The following is a 13,465-nucleotide window of genomic DNA, read 5'->3' on the forward strand; positions in this document are numbered from 1 at the left end:
AAACCTACCTAAATAATAAGATTTAGCGACGCGTGTCGGTCGGCGGATGAAAAATTGGACACATCAGCCCGCAAAAGCCGCCCGGATTCAGGCTTTGCGCACGGCATTTCGACTCATTCGATGATCCACAGAGTATCTTCTTCAGCCCGACCCAGTGCGGTCAGGATCGAGAAAACCAAGCCGCGTAATGCATTGGCAGGCCATTTTATGCCTTCACCCATCAGGTTGTCCCAGTCCACCGGCTCGGTTTCCCCGTCGGCCGAGACCATCACGAGGTCCGACATCCCCGCCCAGCGAAAGCTGGTCCAGGCGCGCGGGATATGAAAGCGGTCAGTGACCACGGCAATCTGGCCACTTGCCTCATCCCCAAGTAACTGGAGGGAGAACAAGGCGTTCTGAAGCGTGGAGCCAGAGCGGCCTTCGACGATGATTTTGTCGGGCGGCACGCCCAGATCGACGGCCAGGTCCCTCATGTCCTCGGCCATGCTGGGATGGTCAGAATAAACCTTGCCGCCGGATAGGACGAGTTTCGGGTCGTCGCCCGCCTTACGCAGCCTGAAGTACAGATCCACCCCGGACCGTGTGCGCATACCGGTTCGCCCCTCCCGGTCGTCTCTCATCGGGCCTGATGACAGGACCACGATGGCGCTGACCGGGCCCTGCACCAAATCTTGACTATACGTTTCCACATACACCCGCATAGCGCCTACCAATAGGACGTAGGCGACGAGCAGGAACAAAAGCAGCTTTCCGAAATGACGCATCGGATTACCCTGTGCAATCTCGAAGCCGGCCGACCCTTGCAGCCATCCGGGTTAATGCTGGCGTCACCATGGTGTCTGCATCCCCAGATTTGCGGCCAGTTCTTCCAGGTGTCGGGCCGTCTCAGGCTCGATCTCTATCCCCTCGCGGGAATTCCGATCCAACGCGTCCCAGCGGGCTTCGCCAGGCAGGCGAACTGAACCGTCCGGGCTGGAGGACGCAATCATCGAAGCCATCGCGTCGAATCGATCGTAATACGCTTCCAACGGCATCCAGTGCTTGATGTCGAAAGCCAGGACGAAATGCCCGTTGTTTCCCGGTTGCGAGGAGTTTGCATATAGCGAGCCGATTTGTTTGGACATCGCAGAGCCGCTCAGGACGCCGGCAAGAATCTCTACGCAAAGCGACAAGCCGAAACCTTTTGCACCGGCAGCCGGCAGCAACGTGCCGTTCAATGCGAGCTCCGGGTCGGTCAACTGATTGCCTGCCTTGTCGATCACGAGCCCTGTGGGCAGGTCCAGGCCTTGCCTGCGGTGCGCGCGCAGGGTCGACCCGGCAAGCCCGGCCGTCGACATGTCCACGAGAAGGGCGCGGCCATCGCGTCGGGGCGCTCCGAAGGCGATCGGGTTTGTGCCCAAGACAGGCGCCACCCCGCCATGCGCGGCCACCTTGGCGAAAGAGTTGCTCATGATCAGTGCGATCATGTCGGCCTTGGTCGCTTCGACAAGAAAGGCCGCCCCGGTGCCGAAAAAGTTGCTTCCGGACACGCTGACGCCGCCCATGCCGGCGGTTCCGGCAAGATCGATTGCATGCGCCATCGCGCGCTGCCCGGCTATCTGCCCGAACCCGTCGTCAGCATCCAGCGATCCGGCGCCTGACCCCAATTTCGTGAACCGCATGCGGGACGGTGACCGGATCGCGCCCGACCGCACTTTGGTGCAAAGGATCGACAGCCTCTCGCAGCCATGGTTTCGACGGTCGACGAGATCGTTCCAGATCAGGTTTTCCGCGACACAACCGGCCTCCTTAGCGTCTGCGCCGGATCGCACCAGTGCGTCTCGCATGAACTCCGACAGCATCTCGGGGAGGATTCTGCAGGGGGTGACCGTCATGTCCGGATCACGCCTTTCTTCTGGCTGAACATGATTTCGAGGATCCGGCTCGCAACGGGCACGCCTTCGTCACGGTTGGCGATAAGGTAATGATGATGCAATCCCGGTCCGATGTTCACCTCGTGGAAATAGGCGCCGCTTTCCTGCATCGGGGCCGTGTGATCGCGCACGATGACGTCCAGCCCGGCAAGGCGGACGTTCAGATTTGCGACGAGCTGCCCGCCCGCTTCGATGATTTCCGAATTGACAGCGTCACGAACCGAGCGGTTGTCGCGCGCGGCGTTTTCGTTCACGACATTCTTGACTGCTATACGCTGCCCTGCACTCGGACGGCTGCTTAGCGCGAGTTTCTGTCGCGTCAGGAAGCTGCGGCAGTCCACATCAATGTTCAGAGGGTTCAGCGCGACGATTGGTTTTCGTATCAGCCGATTTCGCGTCTCGTTCCTGATAAGTTGCCGCAAGGTGGCGCGTCCGTCTCCGATGACGGTGGGGCGGTCGCGTAGCACTGCATCCAGATACACGCCATCCAGGTAAAGCAAGCGGAGACTTGACCCTTCGAGGATAGGTTCGGCCAGAAGTTTCGCATTGAAACTGGCCGCGTGTCTGGCCGCCTGGCTTAACATCTCGTTGGAACGGATGCCCACGCTGACGCCGTTGCCGCCGCCGGTTCCACGCGCCGGTTTGACGACGATCCCGCCGGGATGACGCGCGAGGAAAGAACGCGCCTTCGCCAAATCGTCAATGGAGAAGACACAGTGATCCGGTACCGGATGCCCGAGCTTTGAAAGCAGTCCATAGGTCACGGCCTTGTCCGCCATGACCCGTGTCGTAATCGTATCGTCCAGCATAAGGTCCGAATGATGCACGAAGGTACATAGCGAACCGGCCTTGATTTGCGTCAGCCCATCGGTCTTTTCGACCTTGGCACTCACATCCCGGGCGGCCTCGGCCCAAAGACGATCATAAAATTCGTCGCGCAGCCCTCGAAACCGTCGCCGCTTGAGGACCGCGTCCAGATCCCGCAACTTTAGTAGGCGGCGCCTAAGCCTCTCGAAATGGTACTGCACGATCTTTGTAGCCTTGTTCGATTGCTACGGTGGCGTCATTCGTTGAATTGGCAACCCTCGGCGTTCAATTGATCATCAACCCAGGCATTCGAGAACCTGCCGCGCTTGACGTCCGCAACGTATTGACTCATCCGGTCACGGTTTTCCCTCAGCCGTTCGAGCGTGTCCTTGGCGGCCCAACTGGGCACGACGACAACGCCACTGCGGTCAGCACTCACGATGTCGCCGGCTTGGACGACAACGCCTCCCAGGCTGATGGGGTAGTTTATCTCGCCCGGGCCGCGGTGAAGCGGGCCGAAAGGCGTGACCCCGATAGCATAGATCGGCAAGCCGCATTCCACGATCCCGGGCAGGTCGCGAACGAAACCATCTATGACAAAACCCGCAATCCCGCGGGATTTTGCCTTGTTGGCGATCAGGTCGCCCACAACCGCGGCTGTTTTGCTTTGGCTGGCATCGACGGCGATGACATCTCCGGGCTTGGCAAGATCGAGTGCCTTGTGGACCATCAGGTTGTCGCCGGGAAAGACCTTCACGGTGACGACCGTGCCGACAAGGCTCTTGTGATTGGCCAGGTTCTGAATGTCACTGCCCGTCGTGTACATCCGGTTCAAGGCGTCGGAGACATCCGTCGTCTCGAATTCACGGAAGCCATCTATGACGTCCTCGTCAACACGCGCGAATGATTTCCTGACCATGAAACCGGGACCCGGATTCATCTCGGACGACTTCGGCTTTGCAACGGCACCGTCGCTGGTTTCGAAACAATCTTTTTTCAATTTTCACCAAACTCTCAATAACATATTGTATGTAGTCTACTATCGTGCCGATCTGTGACACAGTCACTACGGTTCAATACTATTGCGAATAAAGCAATCAAAATGACAAAAATAAATTGTTTACGATTTAGCGAGGAGACCTTGATTGACCTTACCCAAAGCTGGTGTGCTTTTACTTGGTGGTGGCGAGAACGGCGTTTCTGTCGCGCGGAACCTATCGGCCCTCGGTATTCACGTTTCCGCGTCCGGCGAGCACGGTGCATGGGTGTTGAATTCGCGTTATTGCGACAAGCGCTATCCGGTGCCCAAGGGTATTGACGCGTCGAGCTTCTGGAATGACCTCCTACGATCCGATAGCGAATTGGAAGGCTCTGTCATCTTTCCGCTTTGCGACGATTCAATCACGTTTGTCTGCCAGAACAAGGACTGGTTGGAGGAGCGATACATCTTGGAGGATTTCGATCCAGAGCTTCGCTTGGCCATGCTGGACAAGAAGGAAACGCTGGAAATAGCCAGGGCTGCTGGGGTGCCGACACCGAATTTCTGGACCGTCAACGGTGTCGAAGACCTTGATGCAATTCGGGACGAGATCACTTTCCCGGTTATGGTGAAGCCGATCCATTCGCATCTGTTCACCAAAGTGTTCGGGTGCAAATTGTTCATCATCAAGAGCGATTTCGAAGAAGCGCGGCACAAGATTGCGCTGGCTCAGTCGCACGGACTGAACGTCATGCTGGTCGAGATGATACCGGGTCCCGACTCGTTGCTGAGCAGTTACTACACCTATATCGACCAGCACGGCGAAAGGTTGTTCGATTACACGAAATGCGTCATCCGGCGCTATCCGATCAACCGCGGAGGCACCTGCCACCATAAGTCCGTGATACTGCCGGAAACCGCAGAGATGGGGCGGAAATTTTTCGGATACATGCCATGGCGGGGCACCGCCAACATAGAATTCAAAAGGGACGAGCGGGACGGTCAGCTCAAGGTCATCGAATGCAATCCACGTTTCACTGGCGGCCATGCCCTGGTGACGGCATCGGGCATGAAGATTGATGAATTCATCTATGCGCACCTGACCGGCCAGGAAAAGTTTGAGATGTCCCAGTCCAGTGAAGACATCAGGCTGTGGAACCCGTTGCGCGATATGTTTGCCTCGATCGAGCTCTACCGGCGTGGTGAACTCAGCGTGCGGGAGTGGCTTGCGAGCGTCAGGTCCGGCCGGAAGATCTATCCAATGTGGAGTGTGAAGGACCCGCGGCCCGAACTGGCACGCCTGAGATACGTTTCAGGTCGGGTGATGGCCAGAAAGCTCTCGCGTTCGGACGGATGACCGCTCGCAGTCGACAGTATGGGATGCTGCTCTCAACCTGACAATCTGAGCCTGGCTCGAAACGGTCAATACGCTCCGCGCGACGCCATGAAAAGTCGTACGAATTTTCTGGGCCCAAGATTCTTCGTACGAAGAATCTTGGGCGGTCCCGCGCGGGATCACGGGCGATAGCGGCCGCTTTTGGGATCGACCGCCATCCAGTCGGGCAGCCCGACGAAATACTCGATCCCGAAGATCAGCAAACAGATCCCGATGATCGCGAAGACGAACTTGACCCGCCCCGCGCTTGGCGGGTTCTGCGCCCAGCGGGACATGCGAAACAGCCATCTGGGATTCATTGACGGGCCGGTCCCGTTCCGAAACCCATGACTTTTTCGCGCGGCATACCCGGCCCCCCTTGCATTTCGCGGGCCAGTTTACGACACAGTCCCATACCGCCACAACCCTACGGACCGATCTGCCCGCATGCCTTCCCACGCCGAAACCCGGACGCTGCCGTATACCGCGCAGCAGATGTACGATCTTGTCGCCGATGTCGGCTCTTACCCGGAATTCCTGCCCTGGACCGCCGCCGCGCGCGTGAACAGCATCACGCCGCAGGACGACGGCAGCAAGGTGATGGAGGCCGACCTGGTCATCAGCTTTCGCGTCTTCCGCGAACGGTTCAGCAGCCGGGTCGTCCTGTGGCCGGAACAGAAGCGGATCGAGACGGAATACCTCGATGGCCCGTTCCACCACATGCGCTCCAACTGGGAGTTCCGTGATATTGGCGAGGGCCAGTGCGAAGTCGGGTTCGACGTGGATTTCAAGTTCAAGAACAGGTTGTTGCAGGGCGCGGCGGAGCTGTTTTTCTACGAGGCGATGAAACGCATCGTGCGCGCCTTCGAGGCACGGGCGGAAAAGCTTTATGGACGGGGTTGAGATCGGCGAACGGCTGGCCGGCTTCGCGCTCGGCGCAGTCACGGCGCAGAACGCGATGGAGATCCTGCGCCTGTCGCTGCTCGACTGGGCCGCCGTGAGCGTGGCCGGGCGGGACGAACCCGTGGCTACGGTCCTGCGCGAACAGGCTGCGGACGAAGGCGGCACCCCCCAGGCCACCCTCATCGGCAGCGAGTTGCGCATACCGGCCCGCATGGCGGCGCTGGTCAACGGGACGATCTCGCACGCGCTCGACTATGACGACACGCATTTTGCCCATATCGGTCACCCGTCCGTCGCCGTGATCCCCGCCGCCCTGGCCGTGGGCGAGGCGGTGGGCGCCTCCGGCCCCGCGATGCAGGAGGCCGCGCTGATCGGCGTCGAGGCCTCGATCCGCGTGGGTGTCTGGCTGGGCCGGGCGCATTACCAGGTGGGCTATCACCAGACCGCCACCGCCGGGGCCTTCGGGGCCACGCTGGCAGCAGGGCGGCTCATGGGGCTGACCGCGGGACAGATGCAGCACGCCATCGGCCTCGTCACCACCCGCGCCTCGGGCATCAAGGCGCAGTTCGGCACCATGGGCAAACCGATGAACGCGGGCCTTGCCGCCTCCAACGGTGTCGAGGCCGCGCAGCTGGCCGCGCGCGGATTTGTCAGCGCGCCGGGCGCGATGGACGGGCAGAACGGTTTCGGACCGACGCATCATGGCGAAGGGCAGGGCGCGGCGTTCGATACGCTGGGCCAAGAGTGGCTGTTCGAGAGCGTGCAGCACAAGTTCCACGCCTGCTGCCATGGCCTGCACGCCACGCTCGAGGCGTTGCGCGACCTCGACGCAGGCGCCGACGCGGTCGAGAGCGTGGAAATCACCACCCATCCCCGCTGGCTGAGCGTCTGCAACATCGCCACGCCCGAAAGCGGGCTTCAGTCGAAATTCAGCTACCGGATGGTCACCGCCATGGCGCTGACCGGGTACGACACCGCGCGGCTGGACACCTTCGACGACGCGCTGTGCGCCGACGCCGGCCTTGCCGCGCTGCGCGAACGGGTCAGCGTGCAGAGCGACGACAGCCTGACCGAGATGCAGGCCCGTCTGCGCGTGATGCTGAAGGACGGCAGCGTGCAGGAGCTCTTTCACGACCTCGACGCCGATCCGGGACTGGCCGCGCGCCAGAACCGCGTGCGTACCAAGGCGGCCACGCTGCTGGGCGAAGGCCGGGCCGACGCAATCTGGCAGGCGATCGAGGCCGACGCCCCGCCGGAGGAATTCGCGGCGCTGCTGGTCCGTTAGACCTCGCCGGTCAGTCCTTGGGGAAAATGACCGCGTCCTTCGGCTGGTCGACCACGCTGCCGTCATACTTGGGCAGGTCGTCGTCGATCGTCAGCCACGGCAGGCGGCTACTGTAATGCACGTGAAAGGCGGGCTGCACAGCGCCCGGATCCTCCAGCGACGCGGCATAGACATGCATGTGGCCCGGGTAGTGATCCGCCTCGAACGCCATGGGCGTGCCGCAGGCGGCGCAGAAATGCCGGTAAGCGCCGAACGAGCTCTCGCGGGTCGCGGGCGCCGTGCCGGTCCAGCGGAACGCCGCCACGGGCACGCCCAGCCACGCCACCACCGGAGCCCCGCAATTGCGCCGGCAGTCGTCGCAATGGCAATAGCAGGCCCAGTTGGGCGCGCCCTCGAATGCCCAGCGCGTTGCACCGCAATGGCAATGGCCGCGTGTCGTCATGTCGTGTCGTCCTTCGCTGACGGCGCCGTACCATCCATGTCCGCAGGGCAGGGCGTCTAGCCGATCCCCTGCAAGAGCAGGTCCAGCGCATGATCGCGCGCCTGTGCCCGCACCTCGGCGCGGCCCAGGGCACCGAACTCCACCGTTTCCACCTGTGTCACCCGGCCCACGCGCGCCAGCCCGAAACAGACCCGTCCCTCGGGCTTGTGCTCGGACCCGCCGGGGCCGGCGATGCCGGTGATCGACACCGCCACATCCGCCTCGGAATGGTCCAGCGCGCCTTCGGCCATCTCCCGCGCGATCTCCTCCGAGACCGCGCCATGCGCCTCCAGCGTGTCGGCCCGAACGCCCAGCATCTGCTCCTTGGCGGTGTTGGAATAGGTCACGAACCCCCGCTCGACCACCGCCGAGGAGCCCGCGATATCGGTCAGCGCGGCGGCCACCATGCCGCCGGTGCAGGATTCTGCCGTGGCGACCATCAGCCCCGCCGCCTTGGCGGCGTTCAGCACGGCCTCGGCGCTCACAGCCCCAGCACCCCGTGCGATAGCCACGCGAAGAGCATGACCCCCAGCGCGGCGAAAAGCCCCGCGATCACGTCATCCAGCATCACGCCCAATGGCCCGCCCTGCCGGTCAGCCCAGCCCACCGGGCCGGGTTTCCATATGTCGAAGAGGCGGAACAGCAGGAAGGCCGTCACGAAACCCGGCCACAATGCGGTCAGCGCCGCGCCTGCATGGGTGGCCCCGATCGACACGGGCAGGAAGGCCAGCCATTGCCCGGCGACCTCATCAATAACGATCTCGCTCGGGTCGTGATCGTCTTTTCCCTTTGTTTCCAGTGCAGTCGCCCACCACCCTAAGGCAAATGAGGCGACCACGCCCAAGCCCAACAGCACCGGCCCGCCAAGCACATGCAACAGAGCCGCCACAGGCAGGGCTGCCAGCGAGCCCCAGGTCCCCGGTGCCGGGCGCAGGTAGCCCACGCCGCCGAAAGTCGCGATCAGCTGCGCCGCCCTCATGGCCGCACCAGCGTCGCCACGGCCTGCGCCGCGATGCCTTCGCCGCGACCGGTAAAGCCCAGCCGCTCGGATGTTGTGGCCTTGACCGACACGCGCTCCACCTCCAGTCCCATGATCTCGGACACCCGCGCCTGCATCGCCGCGGCATGCGGCCCGATCTTGGGCGTCTCGCAGATGAGGGTCAAATCCACATTGGTGATGCGAAACCCCTTTTCGGCGGCCAGACCCGCCGCGTGGGACAGAAAGACATGGCTTTCCGCCCCTTTCCACTGCGGATCGCTGGGCGGGAAGTGCCGGCCTATGTCGCCCTCGGCCATCGCGCCATAGATCGCGTCGGCCAGCGTGTGCAGCCCCACATCGGCGTCAGAATGCCCCTGCAGCCCCCTGTCATGCGGGACCGCCACGCCGCACAGCATCACGTGGTCGCCGGGGCCGAAACGGTGCACGTCAAAGCCGGTTCCGGTGCGTATGTCCATGGGGCCTCTCAGGATGGTCTCGGCCCGGGCGAAATCCTCGGGCGTGGTGATCTTCAGGTTGCTTTCGCGCCCGGGCAGGATGCGAACGGGGATGCCCGCGGCGCGGGCCACCGCGACATCGTCGGCGGCGTCCTCGGGCGCGGTGGCGTGGGCGGCGGCGATCACGTCGCGGTCAAAGCCCTGCGGTGTCTGCGCCCGGTAGAGCCCGGCGCGGTCCTGCGTGCCGCTCACCAGCCCGTCCAGGCCAAGCCATAGCGCATCGCTGACCGGAAGGGCCGGGGCCGCCGCCGGGCAATCGGGGCCAAGCGCGGCGATGACATCGGCGATCTGGTCCGGGGACACGCAGCACCGCGCCGCGTCGTGGATCAGCACATGGGCCACATCCGTCCCCTCCAGCGCCGCCAGACCATTGCAGACCGAGCCCGCCCGCGTGGCCGCGCCTTCGGTCAACGTGACCCCTGTCTCGCCCGTCAGTTCGGCCATGTCGTCGGGATGCACCACCACCACGATCCGCTCGATCGCCGGCACCGCGCGGAACGCCGCCAGCGTCCAGTCGATCACCCGTTTGCCGGCCACGCGCTGCCATTGCTTGGGCCGTTCGCCCCCGGCGCGGGTGCCACGCCCTGCGGCGACGATGATGGCTGCGGTGCTCATACGCTTTGCTTACGCAAGCAGGCTGGGGCATGCAATGGGGGCGTCATTGCGGGCATCTGCCTAATTTTTAATCACTCGCACTTTTTTGATTTCAAATTGGGCATGCATAAATTGTACTTGGCGCCGCACGGAAATAAAAGCTCCACATGCTCATTCGTTAGGCACCCATGCTCAACATCGGCCCCCGAAACCTACATCCCCCGGTCCTTCTTGCCCCGCTCGCGGGCATTACGGACCTGCCATTCCGCACCCTCGTCAGCCGGTTCGGTGCGGGGCTCGTGGTCAGCGAGATGGTCGCCAGCCAGGAAATGGTGCAGTCCAAGCCCGGCGTGCGCGAGAAGGCGGAATTGGGTTTCGAAGCGGCGGACACCTCCGTGCAACTGGCGGGTCGCGAGGCGCATTGGATGGCCGAGGCCGCCCGCCAGGTCGAGGGCAATGGCGCCAAGGTGATCGACATCAACATGGGCTGCCCCGCCAAGAAAGTGACCAGCGCCAGCGGCTCTGGCGCCAGCGGGTCGGCGCTGATGAAGGATCTCGACCACGCGCTGTCGCTGATCGAAGCGGTGGTCGGCGCGGTCTCGGTCCCCGTGACGCTGAAAACCCGGCTGGGCTGGGACGATACCAACCTGAACGCGCCCGAGCTGGCGCGACGCGCCGAAGGGGCAGGGGTGCGCATGATCACCATCCACGGGCGCACCCGGTGCCAGTTCTACAAGGGCTATGCCGACTGGGCCGCGATCCGCGCCGTAAAAGATGCGGTCAGCATCCCCGTCATCGCCAATGGCGACATCACCGGCACACCCACAGCCCGCGACGCGCTGATGAAGTCCGGCGCGGACGGCGTGATGATAGGCCGCGGCGCACAGGGCCGCCCGTGGCTGCTGGCACAGGTGGCGCACGAGCTGCACGGCACGCCCGCGCCGCAGATCCCCGAGGGCGGGGACCTGACGCGACTGGTGCAGGATCATTACGACGCCATGCTTTCCTTCTATGGCAGCGATCTGGGCATCCGCGTCGCCCGCAAGCACCTGGGCTGGTACATGGACGGGCGCGACACGCCCCAGGCCTTGCGCAAGCGCATCCTGACCGAACGCGACCCCGCCAATGTCAACCGCCTGCTCGAAGACGCCATGAGCGCCCCCGAAAGGACCGCCGCATGACCGGATTGGACGAAATGGTCTGGACCTCGCTGCCGGTGCCCGGGCTGATCCTCGACGGGCAGGACCGCATCGCGCAGATCAACCCCGCCGCCGAGGGCTTCCTGATGACCTCGGCCCGCTCGATCGTCGGCCAGCCCGTATGGGACAAGCTGGCCGTCGACGCGCCCATCGAAGAGGCGCTGGAACGCGCCCGAGAGAAATCCGCGCCGCTTTTCGTCAATGACGTGGACGTGGGCACCGGCGACCGCGCACCGATGCAGTGCAACCTGCAAATCGCGCCGGTCTCGGGCTGGGACGATCACATGATCCTGCTGATCTCGCCCCGCGAACTGGCGGGCCGCGTGACGCAAAGCCAATCGGTCAAATCCGCCGCCAAGTCCGCCATCGGCATGGCGGAAATGCTGGCGCATGAAATCAAGAACCCGCTCGCCGGCATCACCGGCGCGGCGCAGCTTCTGTCGATGAACCTCGACCAGGACGACCTTGAACTCACCGACCTCATCGTGTCGGAAAGCCGCCGCATCGTCGGCCTGCTGGAACAGGTCGAGCAGTTCGGCAACGTGAGCCTGCCCAAGCTGCGTGCGGTCAACCTGCATGACGTGCTCGATCGCGCCCGCCGCTCGGCGCTGGTGGGTTTTGCCGCGCACATGACCATTGTCGAGGATTACGACCCGTCGCTGCCGCTGGCGCTGGCCGATTCCGACCAGCTCTTGCAAGTGATCCAGAACCTGCTGAAGAACGCGGCCCAGGCCGCGGGCGACAAGGGCGGCACGATCACCCTGCACAGCTATTACGAGCAATCCCTGCGCGTCCGCCGCGACGGCGGGGGGCCGGGCAAGTCGCTGCCTCTGCAGATCGAGGTGATCGACGACGGCCCCGGCCTGCCGCCCGAAATCGCCGGCAACGTGTTCGAACCCTTTGTCTCGGGCCGCGAGAACGGCACCGGCCTCGGCCTCGCGCTCGCAGCCAAAATTGTCTCGGACCTCGATGGCTGGCTTTCGGTCAACTCGGTGCCGGGACGCACAGTATTCAGGATATCGCTGCCGCGCGCCGGCAAGGACATGGAGGAAAGCTAGATGGATGGCACGGTACTGGTCGCCGATGACGACCGCACGATCCGCACGGTTCTGACGCAGGCCCTGACGCGGGCGGGGTGCCGGGTGCACGCCACCTCGTCGCTGACCACGCTGATGCGTTGGGTGGGCGAGGGCAAGGGCGACGCGGTGATCACCGACGTCATGATGCCCGACGGCAACGGGCTGGAAATGCTGCCCAAGATCAACCAGGACCGCCCCGGCATGCCTGTGATCGTGATCTCGGCCCAGAACACCATCATGACCGCCATCCAGGCCGAAGAGGCCGCGGCCTTCGACTATCTGCCCAAGCCGTTCGACCTGCCCGACCTGATGAAGCGCACCGCCCGCGCGCTCGACGCCCGGACCACACGCACCCCGGCCGAGGCGAAATCCGAGGACCGCCCGGACGAGTTGCCGCTGGTCGGGCGCACCGCGGCGATGCAGGGGCTTTACCGCGTCGTCGCGCGGCTGATGAATACCGACCTGCCGGTGCTGATCACCGGCGAATCCGGGACCGGCAAGACGCTCATCGCCCGCGCCATCCACGATTTTTCCGACCGGCGCACGCTGCCCTTCGTCACCGTCACGCCCAGCGACCTGGCCGATCTGGAAGGGCCCGCGCGGGTCATGGCCCGCGCCAAGGGCGGCACCATCGTGCTGGACGGGGTGGGGGACCTCAGCACCGATGCGCAGGCCCGCGTCGTGCGGATGATGGACGCGCCCGGCGATCACGTGCCGCGCTTCATGGCCACGTCCCTTGGGCGTCTGGCCGACCGACTGGAAGAGGGAAAGCTGCGCGAGGATCTCTATTACCGCCTGTCGGGTGCCGTGGTCGAGGTGCCGTCCCTGCGCGCCCGCGTCGACGACATCCCGCTTCTGGCCCAGCACTTCCTGCTGAAGGCCGAGCGCGAGGGTCAGCCGCCCCGCACCTTGTCCGAGGATGCGATGGAGCTGATGCGCGCCTATAGCTGGCCGGGCAACGTGAGGCAGCTTGAAAACGCGGTGCAACGTCTTGGCCTGACCGCGCGGTCGGCCGAGATCACCCGCTCCGAGGTCGAGGCGGTGCTGGGCAACCAGCCCGAGGCCGCGCCCGTGGTCGGTGGCGGCGGCGGTGAGACCCTCTCGACCTCGATCTCGCGCCACCTGCGCCGCTACTTCGACCTGCACGGCAACACCCTGCCGCCACCGGGCCTCTACGGGCGAATCCTCAAGGAAATGGAGATGCCCCTGATCGAGATCGCGCTCGATGCGACGGGCGGGAACCAGGCCAAATGTGCCGACCTTCTGGGCATTAACCGCAATACATTGCGCAAGAAAATCACCGACCTTGATATTCGCGTGACACGGCGCCGCAAGTTGATGTAAAACTGCAACATC

At 63.8% G+C, this 13,465-nt stretch carries 15 protein-coding genes; 6 read left to right on the forward strand and 9 right to left on the reverse strand.

Annotation, left to right across the window (positions count from 1 at the left end):
* Positions 1–113 precede the first annotated feature (113 nt).
* The 4 genes from PVV74_RS00210 to PVV74_RS00225 form a co-directional block, all read right to left on the reverse strand.
* A complete protein-coding gene (locus PVV74_RS00210) occupies positions 114–764 on the reverse strand; it encodes a YdcF family protein (RefSeq protein ID WP_274591831.1) in 651 nt (216 codons plus the stop codon).
* A gap of 63 nt (positions 765–827) precedes the next feature.
* Complete coding sequence (locus tag PVV74_RS00215) at positions 828–1,874, reverse strand: Ldh family oxidoreductase (protein WP_338020408.1); 1,047 nt, start codon at positions 1,872–1,874, stop codon at positions 828–830.
* Complete coding sequence (locus PVV74_RS00220) at positions 1,871–2,941, reverse strand: hypothetical protein (RefSeq protein ID WP_146049939.1); 1,071 nt, start codon at positions 2,939–2,941, stop codon at positions 1,871–1,873. Before PVV74_RS00220 ends, PVV74_RS00215 begins: the two co-directional genes overlap by 4 nt.
* Positions 2,942–2,976: 35 nt before the next feature.
* Positions 2,977–3,639, reverse strand: coding sequence for an RraA family protein (locus PVV74_RS00225; RefSeq protein WP_170067088.1), 663 nt, complete (start codon positions 3,637–3,639; stop codon positions 2,977–2,979).
* A gap of 226 nt (positions 3,640–3,865) precedes the next feature.
* On the opposite strand from PVV74_RS00225, the gene PVV74_RS00230 reads away from it, so the two are divergent.
* Positions 3,866–5,056, forward strand: coding sequence for a carboxylate--amine ligase (locus PVV74_RS00230; RefSeq protein WP_274591832.1), 1,191 nt, complete (start codon positions 3,866–3,868; stop codon positions 5,054–5,056).
* Positions 5,057–5,214: 158 nt separating this feature from the next.
* Here PVV74_RS00230 and PVV74_RS00235 read toward each other — a convergent pair whose 3' ends face one another.
* Complete coding sequence (locus PVV74_RS00235) at positions 5,215–5,394, reverse strand: hypothetical protein (protein ID WP_103761190.1); 180 nt, start codon at positions 5,392–5,394, stop codon at positions 5,215–5,217.
* Positions 5,395–5,521: 127 nt separating this feature from the next.
* On the opposite strand from PVV74_RS00235, the gene PVV74_RS00240 reads away from it, so the two are divergent.
* Together PVV74_RS00240 and PVV74_RS00245 are read left to right on the forward strand one after the other, a co-directional pair.
* On the forward strand, positions 5,522–5,977 hold the full coding sequence (locus tag PVV74_RS00240) for a type II toxin-antitoxin system RatA family toxin (protein ID WP_274591833.1): 456 nt from the start codon (positions 5,522–5,524) through the stop codon (positions 5,975–5,977).
* Complete coding sequence (locus PVV74_RS00245) at positions 5,964–7,262, forward strand: MmgE/PrpD family protein (RefSeq protein WP_274591834.1); 1,299 nt, start codon at positions 5,964–5,966, stop codon at positions 7,260–7,262. The genes PVV74_RS00240 and PVV74_RS00245 overlap by 14 nt, the downstream gene beginning before the upstream one ends.
* A 10-nt stretch (positions 7,263–7,272) precedes the next feature.
* On the opposite strand, the gene PVV74_RS00250 is transcribed toward PVV74_RS00245, so the two are convergent.
* The 4 genes from PVV74_RS00250 to PVV74_RS00265 are packed head-to-tail and all read right to left on the reverse strand — an operon-like array spanning position 7,273 to position 9,852.
* Positions 7,273–7,704, reverse strand: a complete 432-nt coding sequence (locus PVV74_RS00250; RefSeq protein WP_274591835.1) for a GFA family protein — start codon at positions 7,702–7,704, stop codon at positions 7,273–7,275.
* A gap of 56 nt (positions 7,705–7,760) precedes the next feature.
* On the reverse strand, positions 7,761–8,228 hold the full coding sequence (locus PVV74_RS00255) for a CinA family protein (RefSeq protein ID WP_274591836.1): 468 nt from the start codon (positions 8,226–8,228) through the stop codon (positions 7,761–7,763).
* Positions 8,225–8,722 (reverse strand): phosphatidylglycerophosphatase A family protein, encoded by a 498-nt coding sequence (locus tag PVV74_RS00260; protein ID WP_103761195.1) that lies wholly within the window; start codon positions 8,720–8,722, stop codon positions 8,225–8,227. Before PVV74_RS00260 ends, PVV74_RS00255 begins: the two co-directional genes overlap by 4 nt.
* The gene (locus tag PVV74_RS00265) at positions 8,719–9,852 is read right to left on the reverse strand and encodes a bifunctional 2-C-methyl-D-erythritol 4-phosphate cytidylyltransferase/2-C-methyl-D-erythritol 2,4-cyclodiphosphate synthase (RefSeq protein ID WP_274591837.1); all 1,134 of its coding nucleotides are present in this window, start codon (positions 9,850–9,852) and stop codon (positions 8,719–8,721) included. Before PVV74_RS00265 ends, PVV74_RS00260 begins: the two co-directional genes overlap by 4 nt.
* A gap of 167 nt (positions 9,853–10,019) precedes the next feature.
* Here PVV74_RS00265 and dusB point away from each other — a divergent pair, with 167 nt between their 5' ends.
* Genes dusB through PVV74_RS00280 form a run of 3 tightly spaced genes read left to right on the forward strand, consistent with a single transcriptional unit; the run spans position 10,020 to position 13,453 of the window.
* A complete protein-coding gene (dusB, locus tag PVV74_RS00270) occupies positions 10,020–11,012 on the forward strand; it encodes a tRNA dihydrouridine synthase DusB (protein ID WP_274591838.1) in 993 nt (330 codons plus the stop codon).
* Positions 11,009–12,088 (forward strand): two-component system sensor histidine kinase NtrB, encoded by a 1,080-nt coding sequence (locus PVV74_RS00275; RefSeq protein WP_103761198.1) that lies wholly within the window; start codon positions 11,009–11,011, stop codon positions 12,086–12,088. The genes dusB and PVV74_RS00275 overlap by 4 nt, the downstream gene beginning before the upstream one ends.
* Positions 12,089–13,453 (forward strand): response regulator, encoded by a 1,365-nt coding sequence (locus PVV74_RS00280; RefSeq protein WP_274591839.1) that lies wholly within the window; start codon positions 12,089–12,091, stop codon positions 13,451–13,453.
* The last annotated feature ends 12 nt before the right edge of the window (positions 13,454–13,465 follow it).

The organism is Roseovarius sp. SK2, assembly GCF_028807495.1.
Lineage (GTDB): Bacteria > Pseudomonadota > Alphaproteobacteria > Rhodobacterales > Rhodobacteraceae > Roseovarius > Roseovarius confluentis.

Excerpts from the sequence above, each read along its gene's own strand:
- PVV74_RS00210 (WP_274591831.1), bottom strand. The coding sequence starts at position 764 with ATGCGTCATTTCGGAAAGCTGCTTTTGTTCCTGCTCGTCGCCTACGTC.
- PVV74_RS00215 (WP_338020408.1), bottom strand. The coding sequence starts at position 1,874 with ATGACGGTCACCCCCTGCAGAATCCTCCCCGAGATGCTGTCGGAGTTC.
- PVV74_RS00225 (WP_170067088.1), bottom strand. The coding sequence starts at position 3,639 with ATGGTCAGGAAATCATTCGCGCGTGTTGACGAGGACGTCATAGATGGC.
- PVV74_RS00235 (WP_103761190.1), bottom strand. The coding sequence starts at position 5,394 with ATGAATCCCAGATGGCTGTTTCGCATGTCCCGCTGGGCGCAGAACCCG.
- PVV74_RS00240 (WP_274591833.1), top strand. The coding sequence starts at position 5,522 with ATGCCTTCCCACGCCGAAACCCGGACGCTGCCGTATACCGCGCAGCAG.
- PVV74_RS00245 (WP_274591834.1), top strand. The coding sequence starts at position 5,964 with ATGGACGGGGTTGAGATCGGCGAACGGCTGGCCGGCTTCGCGCTCGGC.
- PVV74_RS00250 (WP_274591835.1), bottom strand. The coding sequence starts at position 7,704 with ATGACGACACGCGGCCATTGCCATTGCGGTGCAACGCGCTGGGCATTC.
- PVV74_RS00260 (WP_103761195.1), bottom strand. The coding sequence starts at position 8,722 with ATGAGGGCGGCGCAGCTGATCGCGACTTTCGGCGGCGTGGGCTACCTG.
- PVV74_RS00265 (WP_274591837.1), bottom strand. The coding sequence starts at position 9,852 with ATGAGCACCGCAGCCATCATCGTCGCCGCAGGGCGTGGCACCCGCGCC.
- dusB (WP_274591838.1), top strand. The coding sequence starts at position 10,020 with ATGCTCAACATCGGCCCCCGAAACCTACATCCCCCGGTCCTTCTTGCC.
- PVV74_RS00275 (WP_103761198.1), top strand. The coding sequence starts at position 11,009 with ATGACCGGATTGGACGAAATGGTCTGGACCTCGCTGCCGGTGCCCGGG.
- PVV74_RS00280 (WP_274591839.1), top strand. The coding sequence starts at position 12,089 with ATGGATGGCACGGTACTGGTCGCCGATGACGACCGCACGATCCGCACG.